General features: G+C 36.5%; 19 protein-coding genes. 10 read left to right on the top strand and 9 right to left on the bottom strand.

Going from position 1 to position 18,089, the window contains the following annotated elements; genetic code table 11:
- The first annotated feature begins 54 nt into the window (after window positions 1-54).
- The 8 genes from tsaD to GSB9_00313 all read left to right on the top strand — a co-directional run bounded on the left by tsaD (window position 55) and on the right by GSB9_00313 (window position 6,704).
- Window positions 55-1,077, top strand: coding sequence for a tRNA (adenosine(37)-N6)-threonylcarbamoyltransferase complex transferase subunit TsaD (tsaD, locus tag GSB9_00320; protein UKM63774.1), 1,023 nt, complete (start codon window positions 55-57; stop codon window positions 1,075-1,077).
- 308 nt (window positions 1,078-1,385) lie between these two features.
- Entirely contained in the window at window positions 1,386-2,024 is a 639-nt protein-coding gene (locus GSB9_00319) for a peptidylprolyl isomerase (protein ID UKM63773.1), read from the top strand.
- Window positions 2,024-2,728, top strand: a complete 705-nt coding sequence (locus GSB9_00318; protein ID UKM63772.1) for a 16S rRNA (uracil(1498)-N(3))-methyltransferase — start codon at window positions 2,024-2,026, stop codon at window positions 2,726-2,728. The genes GSB9_00319 and GSB9_00318 overlap by 1 nt, the downstream gene beginning before the upstream one ends.
- Window positions 2,729-2,735: 7 nt before the next feature.
- Entirely contained in the window at window positions 2,736-3,377 is a 642-nt protein-coding gene (locus GSB9_00317) for a DUF4159 domain-containing protein (protein UKM63771.2), read from the top strand.
- Between the two features lie 102 nt (window positions 3,378-3,479).
- A complete protein-coding gene (locus tag GSB9_00316) occupies window positions 3,480-3,977 on the top strand; it encodes a TrmH family RNA methyltransferase (GenBank protein UKM63770.1) in 498 nt (165 codons plus the stop codon).
- Between the two features lie 93 nt (window positions 3,978-4,070).
- Window positions 4,071-5,159, top strand: a complete 1,089-nt coding sequence (locus GSB9_00315) for an AI-2E family transporter (protein UKM63769.1) — start codon at window positions 4,071-4,073, stop codon at window positions 5,157-5,159.
- 6 nt (window positions 5,160-5,165) lie between these two features.
- Window positions 5,166-6,344 (top strand): RsmD family RNA methyltransferase, encoded by a 1,179-nt coding sequence (locus tag GSB9_00314; GenBank protein UKM63768.1) that lies wholly within the window; start codon window positions 5,166-5,168, stop codon window positions 6,342-6,344.
- A 3-nt stretch (window positions 6,345-6,347) separates the two neighbouring features.
- Window positions 6,348-6,704 (top strand): hypothetical protein, encoded by a 357-nt coding sequence (locus tag GSB9_00313; GenBank protein UKM63767.1) that lies wholly within the window; start codon window positions 6,348-6,350, stop codon window positions 6,702-6,704.
- Here GSB9_00313 and GSB9_00312 read toward each other — a convergent pair.
- From GSB9_00312 to GSB9_00307, 6 genes are all read right to left on the bottom strand, one after another.
- A complete protein-coding gene (locus tag GSB9_00312) occupies window positions 6,701-7,159 on the bottom strand; it encodes an RNA methyltransferase (GenBank protein ID UKM63766.1) in 459 nt (152 codons plus the stop codon). The genes GSB9_00313 and GSB9_00312 overlap by 4 nt on opposite strands.
- A gap of 253 nt (window positions 7,160-7,412) precedes the next feature.
- On the bottom strand, window positions 7,413-8,132 hold the full coding sequence (locus tag GSB9_00311; GenBank protein UKM63765.1) for a pirin family protein: 720 nt from the start codon (window positions 8,130-8,132) through the stop codon (window positions 7,413-7,415).
- Between the two features lie 13 nt (window positions 8,133-8,145).
- Window positions 8,146-9,018, bottom strand: coding sequence for a pirin family protein (locus GSB9_00310; protein ID UKM63764.1), 873 nt, complete (start codon window positions 9,016-9,018; stop codon window positions 8,146-8,148).
- 52 nt (window positions 9,019-9,070) lie between these two features.
- Window positions 9,071-9,508, bottom strand: coding sequence for a MarR family transcriptional regulator (locus tag GSB9_00309; protein ID UKM63763.1), 438 nt, complete (start codon window positions 9,506-9,508; stop codon window positions 9,071-9,073).
- A gap of 32 nt (window positions 9,509-9,540) precedes the next feature.
- Window positions 9,541-9,828 carry a GNAT family N-acetyltransferase gene (locus GSB9_00308; protein UKM63762.1) on the bottom strand — a complete coding sequence of 96 codons (288 nt, stop codon included), beginning with the start codon at window positions 9,826-9,828 and terminating at the stop codon, window positions 9,541-9,543.
- Window positions 9,806-10,360: an NAD(P)H-dependent oxidoreductase gene (locus tag GSB9_00307; GenBank protein UKM63761.1), complete on the bottom strand. Its 555-nt coding sequence runs from the start codon at window positions 10,358-10,360 to the stop codon at window positions 9,806-9,808. The genes GSB9_00308 and GSB9_00307 overlap by 23 nt, the downstream gene beginning before the upstream one ends.
- 210 nt (window positions 10,361-10,570) lie before the next feature.
- Here GSB9_00307 and GSB9_00306 point away from each other — a divergent pair, with 210 nt between their 5' ends.
- Window positions 10,571-12,199 carry an acyl-CoA carboxylase subunit beta gene (locus tag GSB9_00306; GenBank protein ID UKM63760.1) on the top strand — a complete coding sequence of 543 codons (1,629 nt, stop codon included), beginning with the start codon at window positions 10,571-10,573 and terminating at the stop codon, window positions 12,197-12,199.
- A gap of 58 nt (window positions 12,200-12,257) precedes the next feature.
- Window positions 12,258-12,680 carry a DoxX family protein gene (locus GSB9_00305; protein ID UKM63759.1) on the top strand — a complete coding sequence of 141 codons (423 nt, stop codon included), beginning with the start codon at window positions 12,258-12,260 and terminating at the stop codon, window positions 12,678-12,680.
- A gap of 44 nt (window positions 12,681-12,724) precedes the next feature.
- Here the strand turns inward: GSB9_00305 and GSB9_00304 are convergent, their stop codons facing one another.
- From GSB9_00304 to GSB9_00302, 3 genes are all read right to left on the bottom strand, one after another.
- Window positions 12,725-15,052, bottom strand: a complete 2,328-nt coding sequence (locus tag GSB9_00304) for a von Willebrand factor type A domain-containing protein (GenBank protein UKM63758.1) — start codon at window positions 15,050-15,052, stop codon at window positions 12,725-12,727.
- Window positions 15,053-15,199: 147 nt separating this feature from the next.
- A complete protein-coding gene (sppA, locus tag GSB9_00303) occupies window positions 15,200-16,960 on the bottom strand; it encodes a signal peptide peptidase SppA (protein ID UKM63757.1) in 1,761 nt (586 codons plus the stop codon).
- 52 nt (window positions 16,961-17,012) lie between these two features.
- Window positions 17,013-18,089: an AMP-binding protein gene (locus GSB9_00302; GenBank protein UKM63756.1), complete on the bottom strand. Its 1,077-nt coding sequence runs from the start codon at window positions 18,087-18,089 to the stop codon at window positions 17,013-17,015.

Raw genomic sequence — 18,089 nt, 5'->3', positions numbered from 1 at the left:
CAGAGCCTTTTATTCGTTTTCAAAATTAACAATTATTGTGCCTAATTTTTATTAATGTCCTCACAAAATATTTACATCCTCGGAATTGAGTCTTCATGCGATGATACCGCGGCTTCTGTTATGCATAACGGTCGTATTTTAAGCAATGTTATTGCCAGCCAAAAAATACACGAAGAATATGGCGGTGTGGTGCCCGAACTGGCATCACGTGCACACCAACAAAATATAGTTCCTGTGGTACACCAAGCTCTTAAAAAAGCTAATATTACCAAGGAAGAACTTAACGCTATTGCTTTTACCCGCGGCCCTGGTTTAATGGGCAGTTTATTGGTGGGCACGTCATTTGCCAAATCGTTGGCCTACGGGCTCAATATTCCATTAATAGACGTAAACCATATGCAAGGCCATATTTTAGCTCATTTTATCGATGAAGAAGGCTACGAAAAACCACCATTACCCTTTTTGGCCATGACAATTTCTGGTGGCCATACCCAGATTGTTAAGGTTAAAGATTACTTTAACATGGATGTTATCGGTGAAACTATTGATGATGCCGTTGGTGAGGCCTTTGATAAAAGCGGGAAAATTTTAGGCTTAGGCTACCCTGCTGGTCCAGAAATAGACAAACGTGCCAAATTAGGAAACCCAAAAGCGTTTAAGTTTACCAAACCGAAAGTTGACGGACTTAATTTTAGCTTTTCGGGATTAAAAACGGCCATTTTGTATTTTGTTCAAAAGGAAACCAAAGCCAACCCTAATTTTGTTGAAGAAAACTTAAACGATATCTGTGCATCCATTCAACACACCATTATTGGCATTTTAATTGACAAATTAAAGAAAGCCTCGAAAGAAACGGGCATTAAGCACATTGCCATTGGCGGTGGCGTTTCTGCAAACTCTGGGATTCGGCAAGCTTTAAAAGACGGTGAAAGCAAATTTGGCTGGATTACTTATGTACCTAAATTTGAATTCACCACAGATAATGCTGCCATGATTGCCATTGTTGGTCATTTAAAATATTTGCAGCAGGATTTTGCCCAGCAAGATGTAGTAGCTTCGGCGCGGTTGAAAATTTAAAAATGAACTTAAAACTGCACCATTTTTTATGGATAATTACAATCTTAACGCTATTAGGAAGCTGGTTTTATTATAACTCAAACGAAACATTAGCTTTTAACATCAAAGACAATTATTATGTTATCACAACATTCAATTACTCCATTTTAGTTTCACTACTAACTTTCATTTTTGGCTTGCTTTTTTTCCTCTTCTTCAAAAGTTAAAAAACAAGTTATAAACAATATATTCTTAAAAACTTATTTTTACTTGGCGCGATTACATTTTCAATAGGTTTAAATTTGAAATCGAATTAAAAAACCTACGTTATGAAAAACCTTTTACTTTTTACTCTGTTATTCTCTATTCCCTTATTTTCTTCAGCTCAAACCTCCATCGAGCAAGATTTGGACAGTATTTCAACCCCAGAACAAATTGAACATTTTTTAGAGTACAGAAATTCCAAAAAGAACAAATTGGTAACCTTTAACGAAGAAAAACACAAAACCAGACTTACAAAAGCATTGTTTAAACTTGGGCTTGGCGGTACTAAAACCAGTGAAAACGAGTTTGAAAAAACATACTATAAAGTGGTTGACAAAATCCAAAACACTTATCATCGTGCCGCCTATATTTTTTTAGACGGCAATAAATACGATGTAAAAAACATTAATGCTTTAAGAGATAGAATAATTGCTAAATACCGTAGCGGTGCACCTTTCGACTTTCTTGCCAAACAGTATTCCATGGACGCAAACGCAAAAAAAGGTGGTGATTTAGGTTGGTTTACAGAAGGCACACTGCATCCTGATTTTGAAAATGAAATTATACATGGTAACCACCAAATAAATGATATTTTTACAGTTGATATTCCGTCGAAAAAATGGTATTATGTAGTTTTAAAAACACACGCCTCAAAAAACATTTCAGAAATTGAAGTTTTAAAAATTGTTGAACCCAAAGAATAATGCAGCTTTTTTACAGTCCAGATATAGATGAAAGCACCAAAACTTTCACATTCAATAAAGATGAAAGTCGGCATATTGTAAAAGTATTGCGTAAATCGGCTGGCGACCCCCTACATATCACCAACGGTAAGGGTTGGTTGTTCACCGCTGAAATTTCTGTGCCAAAAATCAATAAATGTAAAGCGCTCATTGTTTCGAACCAGTTTCACCCTAAACACCAATACAGTTTGCATTTAGCGGTAGCTCCTACAAAAATGAACGACCGCTATGAGTGGTTTTTAGAAAAAGCGACCGAAATTGGCATCGATTCCATTACACCTATTATTTGCGACCACAGTGAGCGTAAAGTTGTGAAAATAGAGCGTTTTGAGCGTATTTTGCAATCGGCCATGAAACAGTCGTTAAACAATTATTTGCCAAAATTAAACGAGGTTGTAACTTTTAAAGATTTCATAAGCAGAGATTTTACAGGTCAAAAATTCATTGCCCATTGCGAAGAAACCGATAAAAAATCATTAAAAAGCCAGTTGATGCCTGGTAGTGAGATTACGGTTTTAATTGGTCCGGAAGGCGATTTTTCAGCAACCGAAATAGACACCGCACTAAAAAACCATTTTATTCCCGTAACTTTGGGCAAAACACGTTTGCGCACCGAAACGGCCGCCATTGTAGCTTGCCATTCAGTAGCATTTACCAATGAGTGATTTGCATATGAAAAACACCTTTTTACTTTTTATTTTTTGTCTTTCCACTTTTGCTTTCTGCCAAAATCTGGCCGTTTTAAAGTACAAAGGTGGAGGCGATTGGTACAGTAATCCTACGGCATTGCCCAATCTTATTGCGTTTTGCAACCAAAATATAAACACTAAAATAAACTCCAAACCTGAAACCGTCGAAACGGGTAGTTCCGATATTTTTCAATATCCATTGTTGCACATGACAGGGCATGGCAATGTATTTTTTAGTGAAAACGATGCAGAAAACCTAAGAAATTACCTGATATCTGGCGGTTTTTTACACATTGACGATAATTATGGTATGCAGCCTTACATTACCGAAGCACTTAAAAAAGTGTTTCCTGATAAAGATTTGATTGAATTACCCGTTAACCACCCCATTTTTAGTGCCGCTTTCAAGTTTCCTGAAGGGCTACCAAAAATTCACGAACACGATGGCAAACGTCCGCAGGCTTTTGGCATTTTTTATGAATCACGATTGGTTTTACTCTTTACTTATGAAAGCGACTTGGGAGATGGCTGGGAAGACCCCGAAGTACACAACGACCCTGCCAATGTTCGAGAAAAAGCCCTTAAAATGGGCGCCAATATTGTAAAATATGCTTTTGAAAATTGATTGGTTTCTCGCTAAGGCACAAAAACACAAAAGGATACTAATCAAATAGTTTTATTTTCTACACAATACCGAAACTGAATACTACTAACTGCTAACTGCAAAATGCAACTCACTCACTACAATAGCCGCTTTTCGAAACGCAATTTTTCAGTTACTCTGGTTTGCGACAACGTTACTAACGCGCCAAATATTGGTAGTTTGTTTAGAATTTGTGATGCCTTTGGTGTTGAAAAACTTATGCTTTGTGGTGATGTTTCTTTGGGCAGAAAAATGACTAAAACATCACGGTCTACTGAAAAATCGGTGCCTTTTGAAATTCAACAATCGGTATCAAAAGTTATTAAAGATTTAAAACAAAATGGCTATCAAATTATTTCTCTAGAAATCACTAATTCGAGTATCCCAATTCATACATTTAATTTTTCAGCAGAACATCCAATAGCATTAGTTATTGGCGATGAAAATTTTGGCGTTTCCGAAGCTATCCTGCAAAATTCGGATACCATTCTTCACATTGAAATGTTTGGTCGAAACAGTAGCATGAATGTGGTACAGGCAACCAACATAGCGCTTTATGAAATAACAAAACAGTTGTTTTAGGTTATAGGAATTAAAGCATTTTATCGCATAAAAACCGTACAATTTCTTACTTTCATTCTAAATGACTAGATTTACTAAACAAAACATCATCCATTGAATTCAAAAATAATTTCAAACGGTATTTTACGGGCAGTTGCCATTGTATTAGGTGTTGCTCTAGTTCTGTTTTTTTTATACCAAGTACGTTCGGTTATTGGCTATATCGCTATTTCAGCTGTCATTTCTTTGATTGGTCGACCCATAGTGCGGTTTTTAAACCACCGATTAAAATTTAAAAACACTTTTGCAGTAATTGTTACTATGGCGCTTTTATTAGGTGTTTTTATAGGTTTGGCTGGGCTATTTATTCCACTAATTATCAAGCAAGGACAGAATTTATCGTTATTAAATATTGATGAATTACAGCGCAACATTGAAGATTTGTACACAGAAATCATCACGTATTTCGATTTGCATCAAATTGATGTAGAACAATCGCTAAAAGAAACCGATTTACTTTCAAAAATGGATCTATCACTTATCCCAAACTTTTTAAATTCCATAGTAAGCGGATTGGGCAGTTTTAGCGTAGGCCTATTTTCAGTGCTTTTTATTTCATTTTTCTTTTTAAAAGATAGCCGATTGTTTGAAAACGGTATTCTTATTTTTATCCCAGAAAATAAAGAGAGCCGTTGGAAAACTTCCTCAACTAAGATTAAGGATTTACTGTCTAGATATTTTGTTGGGCTAATTTTACAAATTTTGGTGCTCTTCATCATCTATACTATTGGCCTTTTAATTATTGGGGTTGAAAACGCTGTAGTCATAGCCTTTTTATGTGCTTTGATCAATTTGATACCATACGTTGGCCCGATAATTGCCGTGTTTTTAATGATGCTTCTAACCATGACCAGTAATCTGGGTGAAAGTTTTAGCAATCTTATTTTACCTAAAACACTTTGGGTTTTTGTTGTTTTCGCTATTGGCCAATTGATAGATAATTTTGGTAGCCAACCTATTATTTTTTCAAAAAGTGTAAAGTCGCATCCTTTAGAAATATTCTTGGTTATTTTAATTACAGGTATCTTGTTTGGAGTTATTGGTCTTATAATAGCCATTCCGGCTTACACAGCCATAAAAGTGATTTTAAAAGCCTTTTTATCTGAAAACAAGATTGTTAAAAAACTAACAAAGAATTTATAGTTTTACTTGAATAAATCAATTTTAAATACTGAAATTCAGAAATTTATAAACGACAATTTAAATTCTGAAATTACGACAATTCTACTAAAGGGAACACCGTTTTCTGCTGTTGACACCAAAACCATTACCGAACAGATTGAAGCAAAAAAACGTTCGGAAAAAAAGCTTCCAACGTGGTTTAAAACTGAAAACATTTACTACCCTAACAAGCTTAATATTGAACAAACCTCTTCTGAAATTACAGCAAAATATAAATCCGAACTCATTAAAGGCGAAACCATAATTGATCTAACAGGAGGCTTTGGAGTAGATTGTTTTTATTTTTCAAAACAGTTTCAGAAAGTAACGCACTGCGAAGTTAACCAAGACCTTTCTAATATCGTTTTACACAATTACAAGCAGCTTAATGTTGAAAATATTAAAACAATCAACGAAGACGGTATTGTTTACCTTAAAGACTTTAAAACCAACTTTGATTGGATTTATATCGATCCCTCACGCCGGCACGACATTAAAGGCAAAGTGTTTTTTTTAAAAGACTGTTTACCCAATGTACCCGAACATATCGAAACACTTTTTAAAAACACCAAAAATATAATGATAAAAACCTCGCCGCTACTTGATTTTTCGGTAGGGTTAGATGAGTTAAAACATGTAAAAACCATCCATGTTATAGCTGTTAACAACGAAGTGAAGGAGCTACTTTGGATTTTAGAAGCAGGCTTTATTGGGAAAATTTCAGTGGAAACGGTAAACCTAAAAAAATTAAATAATGCGTATTTTTCATTTCATTATAAAGATGAAAAAAATACAATTTCCGCTTACAGCCAACCGCTTTCTTTTTTATACGAGCCTAATGTGGCTATTTTAAAATCTGGCGGATTCCATTCCATCGCCAAACAATTCAATGTTTTTAAAATCCAACAGCATACTCATTTATATACTAGCGAGCATTTAATCAATTTCCCCGGTAGAGCTTTTAAAATTGAAAAATGCTTACCGTATAACAAAAAGAACTTCAAAAAGCTAGGGATAAACAAAGCCAATATTACAACGCGAAATTTCCCGGAAACGGTGCAACAAATCCGAAAAAAATTCAAAATAAAAGATGGCGGCCATTTATATTTGTTTTTCACAACCGATATAACCAATCGAAAAGTAGTTATTATCACTACAAAAGCATAGCAAATGACCGTAGAAGACCTCATTGGAGAATACAACATAATGGGCAAAAACCAAGATTTGGAAGCCACAGAATACAACGGAACACTAAAACTTGCGCTGAATGAACACAACCGCATCGAGGCCAGTTGGACTATTGGTAACGACCAAAAGCAATTCGGCACTGGTTTTTTTAAAAACAATATTTTAGTGATTAACTTTTATTACAAAGCGGCGCATTCTATATTTAGAGGCGTTGCCGTTTACAAATGTCTAACAAAAGATATTTTGGAAGGCTTTTGGTCTGAAAAGTACGGCGACCCCAATTTTATTGGCGAAGAACACTGTTTTAGAAAAGGAAGCCATAAAGAAACGGTAAACTAACTTCGTGGTTTACTAAGCTGTCTGTCGTACATAACGATACTGCCCGCTACCGAAACATTCAAACTTAATTGGGATTTAAATTTCACCAAAAAATGCGATTTTTCAATGGCTTGCTTGGAGAGCCCGTGATCTTCGGCCCCCAGCAAATATACGCAACGTCTCGGGTGTTTGAAGTTTTCTAAATTTTCAGCTTTATCATCTAGCTCAACCCCTACTATTCTGGCTCCTTTAGGTAAATTATTAAAAAATTCTTCGAAGGTTTCATAATGAAAGTACGGCATCGCTTTAACCGCATTGTGGGTATCACAGGCTTGTTTGGCGTATCTATTACCGATGGTAAAAATAAAACTCGCGCCTAAGTTTTGGGCAGAACGCCAAAGCACGCCCAAATTTTCTGGGGTTTTACCATTTTGGATGCCAATTCCGAAAAATTCGTTTGTAAAATTATCGTTCATAGGATGGCAAAAATATGAAAGATTTAGGAAGAACCTATTTTAAAAAAAAGCATACCTGAATAGAGGAATGCTTTAATAAGTTATTAGATTGTCTGCTTATAATCACAAACCTTGGTTTTGTCATGCTGAACTGGTTTTAGCTTATCATCTTGTTTGTAAGTCACAATTTTATGATGAGCCCCTGAAACAAGTTCAGAGTGACGAACAAGAGTATGATTGGAAGCGAAAATTATTTAAAATAATTTGGTGTTTTCTAGACCAACATCGGCACTTCAATAATTATAAGTTGAGACGGTTTAAGGGCTTTAATTTCTATTTTTGAAATTTCATAAAGGCCAATGGCATCGCGAGCGTTCAAATTTGTTTCCGCTACTTCAATGTCGCCTTCAACCACAAAAATATAAAGTCCGTTGTTATCTTCTTTCACTTTTACTTCAATGGCCTTTTCTGCATCCAGATTAGTTCGGTAAATATAAGCTTGCTGACTAATAGGCAGGGCGTTACCTTCCAATTTAGCTTTGGGAGCTACAACGGTTTGTAATTTGTTTTTTTGCTCCGACCAGTCGAACTTTCGCTGTTCGTAATTGGGCGTTACGCCTTTTTCCTCTGGAATAATCCATATTTGAAGAAAATTGACTTCATCGGTTGCACAGTCGTTAAACTCAGAATGAGTCAAGCCCGTTCCGGCACTCATAACCTGCACTTCACCAACTTCAATAGACCGTTTGTTATCCATACTATCTTTGTGCGATAAAGCACCTTTTAAGGGAATGGAAATAATTTCCATATCTTGGTGCGGATGCGTGCCAAACCCCATTTTAGGCTGTACCACATCATCGTTTAAAACACGAAGCATACCAAAATGCATCCGTTCAGGGTTTTGATATCCTGCGAAACTAAACGTGTGATGCGATTTTAACCAACCGTGATTGGCAAACCCACGCGTATCTGATTTATGAATGACTTTTTTCATAGCATTTTTTAAGTTAATTGGCCGGAAGGAACCCCATTTTACCGGATTGAAAATCGCGCATGGCTTCCAGAATTTCGGTTTGGGTATTCATAACATAAGGACCATAAGTGGCTACGGGCTCGTTAAAAGGTTCCCCGGAAACCAATAATAATTTTGAATCAGCATTAGCCTTTAATGAAATACCATTGCCATCTCGGTTAAATTCTAAAATTTGAATGGCATCGAGTTTTAATTCCTCAGAATTATTTACCCTAATATCACCACTTAATAAGTACAGCAAAGCATTGTGCGATTCCGGAATTTCGATTTCGGTTTCTCCACCAGATTTGGCATCAATCACGAACGCATTAACCGAGGTTTGAGTTTTAATACGTCCGTGAACACCATCTAATTCTCCAGCAACAATTTTGGTAATTATGTTTTTATCTTTAGATGTTACCACTCTAAAGTCGTCGTGTTTTTCGTGTTGGTAAGCTGCTGGAATCATCTTTTTTTCCGCAGGTAAATTAAGCCAAAGTTGAATACCTTCGATATACCCACTTTGTTTTACGAAAGCTTTTGTGGGCGCTTCGGCATGAATGATTCCACGACCAGCAGTTGTCCATTGGACGTCACCAGCTTTCACCACACTTTCATTCCCCAATGAATCGCGGTGCAGCTGCTCGCCTTGAAACAAAAAGGTAACTGGTTCGAAACCACGGTGCGGGTGCGGCCCCAAATCGAACGGGTTGTGCGCTTCAGAGATATGATAGGGTCCATAATGGTGCAACAAAATAAATGGATCAACCATGTCTATTTTACGTGTGGGTAAAGGCTGTCTTAACCTAATATCGCCCATATTCACAAAATGGCTGGCACCTCTGTTTTTTATTGTATTTAATTTCATTTTAAAAATCCTTTCTTTTTATTTCCATAGTGAAATTTTGATAAAAAAATTCTTACCGCATTTTATCGAGTAAATAACTTAGTTGTTCGGCTTCTTCTTCATTTAAATTTTCAAGCAATTTGCTATTAAAATCATCTGGAATGTTTTCCAGCAAAGCCAATCCTTCATCGGTAATGGCTATTTTTACGATTCGGCGATCGTACTCGCAAGGCAAACGCTCTATAAACTGTTTGGCGCAAAGTTTGTCCATCAACCGAGTGGCGTTGGGCGACCGTTCAATCATTCGACTTTTAATGGTTTGTACATTTAATGGTTTACCAGCACCACGCAAAATTCTTAAAATATTGTATTGCTGTGGTGAAATGCCATAGCTTTTAAAAAAATCGTTTTGATACCCTGTAATCCAATTGGCCGTATAAACGATATTAATCAACGCCTTGACGCGGTTGTTTTCAAACTTTGAATTGATATCTTTAGAGAGGTCTCCCATGATATTACACTATAATTTCTTTTTTGTTTAGTCTATTGCGATAGCACATCGGCATACGCTTCCTGTTTCTTCTTAAAAACAGCATCAGCGAACAGACACATTGGTTTAATTGTTAACTGGTTATCTCTAGCATAATGCACAGACGCTTCAACCAATCCATACCCTATCTCCTGACCTTTTAAGCTCGGGTCAACCTCGGTGTGCTCTATTATCATTTTATGCTTATTAGTCATGCTAACAGTCATTTCGGCTTTAACCTGCCCATTTAACTCCAAGTAAAATAGGCCTTTAGTTTTATTAAACTTGTGTAGTATTTGCATTTTCTAAAATATTTTCGAAGGCTTCCACTTTCCGTTTCAAATCGATATTTAATTTATCATCTATAATTTCTCCAGCTTCAAAATTATCACCAAAAAAGGGTAATGAAAACACTTCAACGATTTCAGCATTATGGAATGGAAACCTACTTTGGGCTATCTCCAGAACCGATGCCCCGCCTCTACCCCCTGGTGATGCTGCCATAAGCAACATGGGCTTACCAAAAAAGGTTTTACTTTCTATTCTCGACATCCAATCGAATAAATTTTTAAAAACCGTTGAATAGGCGCCATTATGTTCGGCCAAGGACAAGAATATGCCATCCGATTCTTTAATCAAGCTTAAAAACTTGTGTGCGTTTTTAGGAATACCTGCTTCGTTTTCTAAATCGATACCGTAAAGCGGTAATTCAAAATCATTCAAATCGAGTAATTCTACCTTTGTGTCCTCCAATAAACTCGAGGCATAAGTTACCAACTGTTTGTTAATGGAATTTTTACTGTTACTTCCTGCAAATGCAATTATCTTTTTCATGTGTTTTTTATTTTAAACATCTTCTCGAATATTTCTCTTTCTTCGAAATTTTTACTGAGATGTTATTATCTTTCTTTTAACACTTCAAAAGTACAAAAAATAAATTTATTTTCCAAGGAATATATTTCCATGTAATATTATTTAGCATTTCATTAACATTCTACAATTAAATTTTGAAACTTTTGTACTTTAGCGACAAACTCATACTAGATGGATATTAACTTCAATAAAAACGAAGACCACAATAAGCTTTTAATTTCAGAATTAAAAAAGCGCCTAGTCAAAGTGAGCCTTGGCGGCGGAAAAAGTAGAATTGAAAAATTACACAGTAAAGGTAAAATGACCGCGCGTGAACGCATTGAGTTTTTACTGGACGACAAAAAACCTTCCATAGAAATTGGTGCCTTCGCTGGTGAAGACATGTACCCAGAACATGGTGGTTGTCCGTCGGGTGGTGTCGTTGTAAAAATGGGTTATATCCAAGGCAAGCAATGTATAGTTGTGGCCAATGATGCTACGGTAAAAGCCGGTGCTTGGTTTCCCATTACAGGTAAGAAGAACCTACGCGCTCAGGAAATAGCTATTGAAAACCGATTGCCAATTATTTATTTGGTGGACTCAGCTGGAGTGTATTTGCCTATGCAAGACGAAATTTTTCCTGACAAAGAACATTTCGGTCGCATTTTTAGGAATAATGCTGTAATGAGCAGCATGGGCATTACCCAAATTGCTGCTGTTATGGGCAGTTGTGTTGCTGGAGGCGCCTATCTACCTATTATGAGTGATGAAGCTTTAATTGTGGACAAAACTGGTAGCATTTTCCTCGCGGGAAGCTATTTGGTTAAAGCGGCTATTGGCGAAACCATTGACAATGAAACCCTGGGCGGTGCCACCACCCATTGTGAAATCTCTGGAGTTACCGACTATAAAGCCAAAGATGATAAAGATGCTTTAACCACTATAAAAAACATAATGGGCAAAATTGGGGATTTTGATAAGGCTGGTTTTAACCGTATTGAAACAAAAAAGCCTACCGAAAACCCAGAGGATATTTATGGTATTGTTCCCAAATCTCGAGCTGACCAATACGATATGTATAAAATCATAGAACGATTGGTAGATAATTCGGAATTTGATGAATATAAAGCGGGCTACGGACAAACGATAATAACTTGTTATGCCCGTATTGATGGTTGGGCCGTTGGTATTGTAGCGAACCAACGTAAACTGGTAAAAACCCAAAAAGGCGAAATGCAATTTGGCGGCGTTATTTACAATGATAGTGCCGACAAAGCCACCCGATTTATTGCCAATTGTAACCAAAAGAAGATTCCGTTGGTATTTTTACAGGACGTTACCGGATTTATGGTGGGCAGTAAAAGTGAACACAGTGGCATTATAAAAGATGGTGCCAAAATGGTAAATGCTGTGAGTAATTCGGTAGTGCCAAAATTTACTATAATTATTGGTAACAGTTATGGTGCAGGTAATTACGCTATGTGCGGAAAAGCATACGACCCACGACTTATTGTATCCTGGCCCAGTGCCGAGCTGGCAGTAATGAGTGGCAACTCAGCTGCCAAAGTATTGTTGCAAATCGAAAAAGCTTCCTTGGAAAAACAAGGTGAAAAAATCACCAAAGAAAAAGAAGCCGAATTGTTCGATAAAATTAAAAACCGATACGACAACCAAGTGTCTCCATATTACGCTGCGGCACGAATCTGGACCGATGCCATAATCGACCCTTTGGACACCAGAACCTGGATTAGCATGGGTATTGAAGCGGCTAATCACGCACCTATCGAAAGGCGTTTTAACATGGGGGTTTTACAGGTTTAATTTCTAAAACTGCGCATTTTTTTGTATCTTATAGATTGAAAACCAACAACTTTCAATCATGGAAACAATAAAAACCCTAAATAAGTGGGCCAATAGGCACACTTATTTGCCCATTGACTTATTACGTATTGCTCTGGGTGCCTTTTTGTTTTTTAAAGGCATCAACTTTATGTCTGATAGTACCATGCTCATGGAACTTTTTAAACCCATGCAAAATATGGCCGGAGGCATGATTATAGTACACTATGTTGCTCCTGCTCACTTTATTGGCGGACTTTTAATTGCTTTTGGGCTACTAACACGTTGGACTATCGTTGCGCAGCTTCCTATTTTGATCGGCGCTGTAGTTATTAATTTTGTTGGCGAAATGCACAGCGGTAATTTAATTTTAGCATTAGTAACACTTTTAGCTTGTGCTTTTTTCTTAATCTATGGTTCTGGAAAACATTCATTAGACTATTATTTTAAGATGGAGAAATAAAATTAAAAGAGAGCAACTTTTAATTTGCTCTCTTTTAATTTCCCTTAAAGACTTTGGCAAGAACGTACTAGCCTAATAAACTCTGCCCTATAACCATCTTTATCTTCACCTCTTCCTGCTTTGGCTAAGGACAAAACACGTTCTAAATTTGAATTGTTATGGTATTTAGATTGTCTTAATTGCATACCAAACAAAGCTACGGCCGAAGCAAACTTAAAATCGGCAGAGGATTCAGAAATGTCATCATTTTGAATATGGACGATTTCCATACTTTTATCCGCCTCTGGTTTTTTGTATCTGAATTTTACGGTAAACAATTCATTTGAATAATTATTTAAAGCCTGTGTTTTAGAATATTTTAACTCTGAAACCGCTTTCAAGTAATCTGTTTGTACTGCTTTTGGAATAATCTCATACAACGCTGTAACGGTATGTCCGCTCCCTAATTCGCCAGCATCTTTTGTATCGTCTATAAAATCTTCATCCTTCAACATTCTGTTTTCATAACCAATAAGCCTATAACCTTGTACTTTGTTTGGATTAAATTCTATCTGAATTTTAACATCTTTTGCTATGGTAAACAGCGTTCCTCCAAACTCTTTACCAAACACCTTTTGGGCTTCCTGCATATTGTCAATATAGGCATGGTTTCCATTACCTTTGTCGGCCAAGGTTTCTAACTTAGAATCTTTATAATTTCCGTACCCAAAACCTAAAACCGATAAAAACACGCCTGATTTTCGTTTTCTCTCAATTAATTTTTCCATAGCACTATCGCTTGATGCACCTACATTAAAATCGCCATCGGTAGCTAAGATAACTCGATTATTACCGTGCTTTTTATAATTTTCTTCGGCAAGTTTGTACGCTAGTTTAATGCCTGCCCCACCAGCTGTAGAACCACCGGAATTTAATCTATCTAGAGCATTATTTATTTTTTGTTTGTGCATACCAGAGGTTGGCTTTAAAACCACACCAGCAGCACCAGCATATACCACAATTGACACCTTGTCCTTTTCGCGAAGCTGATTTACCAATAGTTTAAAGGCCTTTTTTAAAAGCGGTAATTTGTTTTGCGAACTCATGGAGCCCGATACATCGATTAAAAATGTCAGGTTTGATGGTGGTAACTCTTCATTCAAAAATGTTTTTCCCTGAAGCCCTATTTTAACTAATTGAGTTTGGTTGTGCCATGGTGTTTTTGCCACTTCGGTATGTATTGAAAATGGATGCTCACCAACAGGTTGCGGATAGTCATAATCAAAATAATTAACCATTTCTTCAATTTTAACAGCATCAGGAGTCACAGACTCGCCTTTGTTTATCATTCTCCGCACGTTACTGTAAGAGGCTTTGTCTACATCTACAGAGAATGTTGAAAGCGGCGATAGCGATGTGTTTTCAAACCTGTTTTCTTCAATAACAGCATAGCTTTCATTGTTTTTTATTCTAAAATTTCCTTGGTACGTTGTAATTACGGTACAACCGTTTTTAGCTATTTTACCAAACTTCTTTTTAGCTTCTGCTTTAGTGTAATGTGTTCGGGAATCAATATCAGACTTATCAAAACTTTCAACAATATAGTTGTTTTCCTTTTTTATCGGAATGCCATCAACAATGTACAATGTATTGTTTTTATGAGCGTATTTCCCATTTTTTGTAGAAACCAAAACAACACCATTAGCGCCCCTGCTACCATAAACGGATGTCGCACTAGCGTTTTTTAAAACATCAATAGCATTAACCGAATGGACCTTTAATTGCTCCAGTTTTTCATAAGAAGAAACTACCCCGTCGATAACCACAAGTGGCTTTTTACTATTGGAAACCGAGGAAACTCCTCTTATTTTAATTTGTGAACTCGTTTTAGGAGCCTTGGAATTTGTTGAAACTGAAACCCCAGCCAACTTTCCTGCTAACGCAGTTGGTGCTGACTTCGATTCAATTTGACTCGCCAGTTTATTATGGTATGCCTTTTGTTTTTGGCGTTTTATCTGAGAAGCTGAAATAGAGGAAACCGAACTTGTAACAACTCTTCTTCGCTGGCTTCCGTAGCCTACTATAACTACTTCATCTAAACACGCCACATCGGGTTGTAATGAAACTGAAACCGTATTTAGCACACCTATTTTTTGCTCTTTAGTTTTATACCCCACAAAAGAAAACACCAAAGTATCGGTATTTTTCGCTTTAAGTTTATAGAGCCCGTCAAAGTCTGTTGATGTGCCCGTGGATGTCCCTTTGATTAAAACCGCAACGCCCGGTAAAGGTGTTCCGCTTTCATTTGAAACTGTTCCAATAACTAAACGTTCCTGTGCTTGAACATGGATAGCGACCATGAAAATAAAAATGACTTTTACTAGTGTTTTCATAATAGTTGATTTTTAAGTTTAGCATAAACCTATAACCAACACTCCTTTAAAAAAATCACTATTGAGCCAAATACCCTTTTCGATGAGCAAACAATCAAAAAAGGCCGAACACAATGCTCGGCCCTGTGATGTATATTTATAAAAACATTATTTTATTTCAGTTGAAAATGGGAACAACAACTGAATACCTTTTTTCTGTGACAAAGCTTTAATTTTATTCAACAATTTGTAGTTTTCCTCGCCCAATTCCTCTTTTAAAATAGTCTCCTTGGTTTTAGTCAAACCAAATTTCTCAAGCATTTCCTCTATGTTTTTTCTAAACACAGGTAATTCTTCAACTTGATAATCTTCAATTCCTGCCATTTCAGCTGCATAATTCAACGCTAAATCCAATCCACCCAATTCATCAACCAAACCAATATTTAAGGCATCACTACCCGTCCAAACCCTCCCTTGTGCAATGGATTCCACCTCTTCTGAGGTTAATCCTCTTCCTTGCGACACACGTTTAGAAAAAAGTTGATAAGTATCTAATATCTCCTCTTGTATAAATTGGCGTTGTGTATTACTTAAAGGTTCAAAAAAACTATAAGTTACAGCATTAGTATTAGTGGCCACTTGCTCGGCATTAATGCCCATGTTTTCGGCCAACTGTTTGCCATTGGGCAATATACCGAATACACCAATGCTTCCTGTAATAGTTGTTGGTTCAGCAATAATTTTATCAGCGTTACAGGCAATATAATACCCACCGGAAGCCGCAAAATCGCCCATTGACACAATAACGGGCTTAACCTGCTTAGTAAGTGCTATTTCGCGCCAAATAAGTTCACTAGCCAATGCGCTACCCCCAGGAGAATTAATTCGTAAAACAACGGCTTTAATTTTATCATCTTCCCGGGCTTCAACAAGCGATTCACTCATAGTGCCCTGACCAACAACGCCCAAATCGCCTTCACCATAAATAATATCGCCTTCGGCATAAATAACTGCTATTTTGTTTTTATTATAGCGGTTTACCTTATTGGAGGCGTATTGCGCATAGTCTTCAAGTGTGACGGTTTGCAACTCTTCATCAATGGCGATACCAATGGCATTTTTAATACCATTCATATATTCATCGTAATAACCTATTTTATCAATGAGTTTAGATCTTTTTGCCAAAACAGGGTTACGGGCCAATAAACTATCGGCTATTGTATTTAACTGTGCTATTGGAATGTTCCTACTTAATGAGATATCGGCTTTCATATCGTTCCAAAGCGAGTTTAAATATGCCGTAATTTGTTGCCTGTTATTTTTGCTCATCTTATTATCCAAAAAGGGTTCTACCGCACTTTTGTATTTACCCAAACGCACCACTTCCATTTTAAGTCCGGATTTTTCCTGAAAATCTTTAAAGTACAAACGTTCGGAATACAAACCTTTAAACTCCATTATACCAACGGGGTTTAAATAAATAGTGTCTGCCACAGAACTTAAATAATAGTCTTTTTGTGTATAAATATCGGAGTAAGACGTAACAAATTTCCCAGATTCCTTGAATTTTAAAAGCGCCCTACGCAGTGCTTTGGTTTGTGAAATACCAGCATCTATAAAATGATTATCAATTGAAATACCTTTAATTTTATCATCGGTTGCTGCATAGTTTATCGCATCGATAAGGTTGAAAAGACCATTTTTTTCGCTTTCATTTAAAATGGGGTACTCTTCAAACTCAATTTTTCCAGCATAATCCCTTATGGGAAAATCGAGCCTAAGTTCAAGTACTGAATTTGGTTTTACTTTTATCGTTTCATTGGGGTCACTGCCAAAAAGTGCTCCGATGATAATCAAACCAAAAAAACAGATTGTTAAAAATACTATTATCCCCACTACGGTGGATAACACACGTTTTAAAAAATTCATAGCTCAATTTTACAGATAGGTAACCAAAACACCCAAAATGTTACAGCGGTATTTAAATATTTAGAAGTTGTAATGTTTTTTTACGGTGGATTTTTCCTGATGATGTTTCTTTAAATTTAGGGACCGTAAATATTTCTTTTGGTTTTTCGTATTTATCCAAAACATCAAAAACAGCCCTGTTTAAATTGTCTTCTTTTCTCTCAAGAATTAAAACCAGTTTCTCCCCTAATGTATCATCTGGTTTGGATGCAATAAAAAACTCACCTTCAATTTTGCTTTGCAGTTTCTTTTCAATTTGCTCTGGGAATAGTTTTATGCCTCCTGAATTTATAACATTATCAAATCTGCCCAACCATTCAAAACTGGTATTGGAGTGGATTTTCACGATATCGTTTGTAACAATTTTGTCATCGGTAAGATGCGGAGCATCAATAACCAGACAATTTCTATCATCAGTTGAAACGGTTATATCTGGCAAGGTGTGGAAATATGATGTTTCAATAGATTCTCCTTCCCCAAAATTATTAAGTTTTTTAACAGCTATGTGCGATACAGTTTCGGTCATGCCATAAGTTTCATAAACTTGGGGCTTCTTGTCTTTAACCATTTCAATAATTGGTCTTGAAACCATTCCGCCACCTACAATTACGGTTTTGATACTTTTTAAGTATTTGGCAAAACTTTTTAATTGCATTGGAGTAAAAGCACAAAAATCATAGTCCTTCTCATAATCGATTAATGGTAATACAGCGGGTTCTGTCATATCTAATTCCAGCCCCAAAATTATTGCTCTAACAATCATCATTTTTCCGGCAATAAAGTTGGAAGGCAAACAGTTTAACACTTTATCGCCAGGTTGCAAGTTAAAAAAATCGCCAGTTGCAATGGCTGAATTTACCATGGCTTGTTTTTTAATTTTTACGCTTTTGGGCCTTCCGGTAGACCCAGATGTTTTAACGGTTACATAATCGTGTTGATCTAGCCAATCCAATAAAAAATTACCTAAATCCTGTTGGTATGGCAGTCCTTCTTTCACATAACTGTAGGCAACCTCCATAAGTTGGTCGTATTTATAACTTAGTCCATCCAACTTAAACTTTAAGTGTACATTCGTGTAATTTGGTATCAT

This window comes from Flavobacteriaceae bacterium GSB9 (genome assembly GCA_022749295.1).
Lineage (GTDB): Bacteria > Bacteroidota > Bacteroidia > Flavobacteriales > Flavobacteriaceae > Flavisericum.
Note: the sequence above shows the minus strand (reverse complement) of the source record. Positions and strands in the feature narration are given on the sequence as shown.

Coding starts and splice junctions, on each gene's coding strand:
- GSB9_00304 (UKM63758.1), bottom strand. CDS start 15,052: ATGAAAACACTAGTAAAAGTCATTTTTATTTTCATGGTCGCTATCCAT.
- GSB9_00307 (UKM63761.1), bottom strand. CDS start 10,360: ATGAAAAAGATAATTGCATTTGCAGGAAGTAACAGTAAAAATTCCATT.
- GSB9_00312 (UKM63766.1), bottom strand. CDS start 7,159: ATGAACGATAATTTTACAAACGAATTTTTCGGAATTGGCATCCAAAAT.
- GSB9_00319 (UKM63773.1), top strand. CDS start 1,386: ATGAAAAACCTTTTACTTTTTACTCTGTTATTCTCTATTCCCTTATTT.
- GSB9_00308 (UKM63762.1), bottom strand. CDS start 9,828: ATGCAAATACTACACAAGTTTAATAAAACTAAAGGCCTATTTTACTTG.
- GSB9_00311 (UKM63765.1), bottom strand. CDS start 8,132: ATGAAAAAAGTCATTCATAAATCAGATACGCGTGGGTTTGCCAATCAC.
- GSB9_00318 (UKM63772.1), top strand. CDS start 2,024: ATGCAGCTTTTTTACAGTCCAGATATAGATGAAAGCACCAAAACTTTC.
- tsaD (UKM63774.1), top strand. CDS start 55: ATGTCCTCACAAAATATTTACATCCTCGGAATTGAGTCTTCATGCGAT.
- GSB9_00317 (UKM63771.2), top strand. CDS start 2,736: ATGAAAAACACCTTTTTACTTTTTATTTTTTGTCTTTCCACTTTTGCT.
- GSB9_00306 (UKM63760.1), top strand. CDS start 10,571: ATGGATATTAACTTCAATAAAAACGAAGACCACAATAAGCTTTTAATT.
- GSB9_00316 (UKM63770.1), top strand. CDS start 3,480: ATGCAACTCACTCACTACAATAGCCGCTTTTCGAAACGCAATTTTTCA.
- GSB9_00313 (UKM63767.1), top strand. CDS start 6,348: ATGACCGTAGAAGACCTCATTGGAGAATACAACATAATGGGCAAAAAC.
- GSB9_00310 (UKM63764.1), bottom strand. CDS start 9,018: ATGAAATTAAATACAATAAAAAACAGAGGTGCCAGCCATTTTGTGAAT.
- GSB9_00302 (UKM63756.1), bottom strand. CDS start 18,089: ATGATACCAAATTACACGAATGTACACTTAAAGTTTAAGTTGGATGGA.
- GSB9_00309 (UKM63763.1), bottom strand. CDS start 9,508: ATGGGAGACCTCTCTAAAGATATCAATTCAAAGTTTGAAAACAACCGC.
- sppA (UKM63757.1), bottom strand. CDS start 16,960: ATGAATTTTTTAAAACGTGTGTTATCCACCGTAGTGGGGATAATAGTA.
- GSB9_00305 (UKM63759.1), top strand. CDS start 12,258: ATGGAAACAATAAAAACCCTAAATAAGTGGGCCAATAGGCACACTTAT.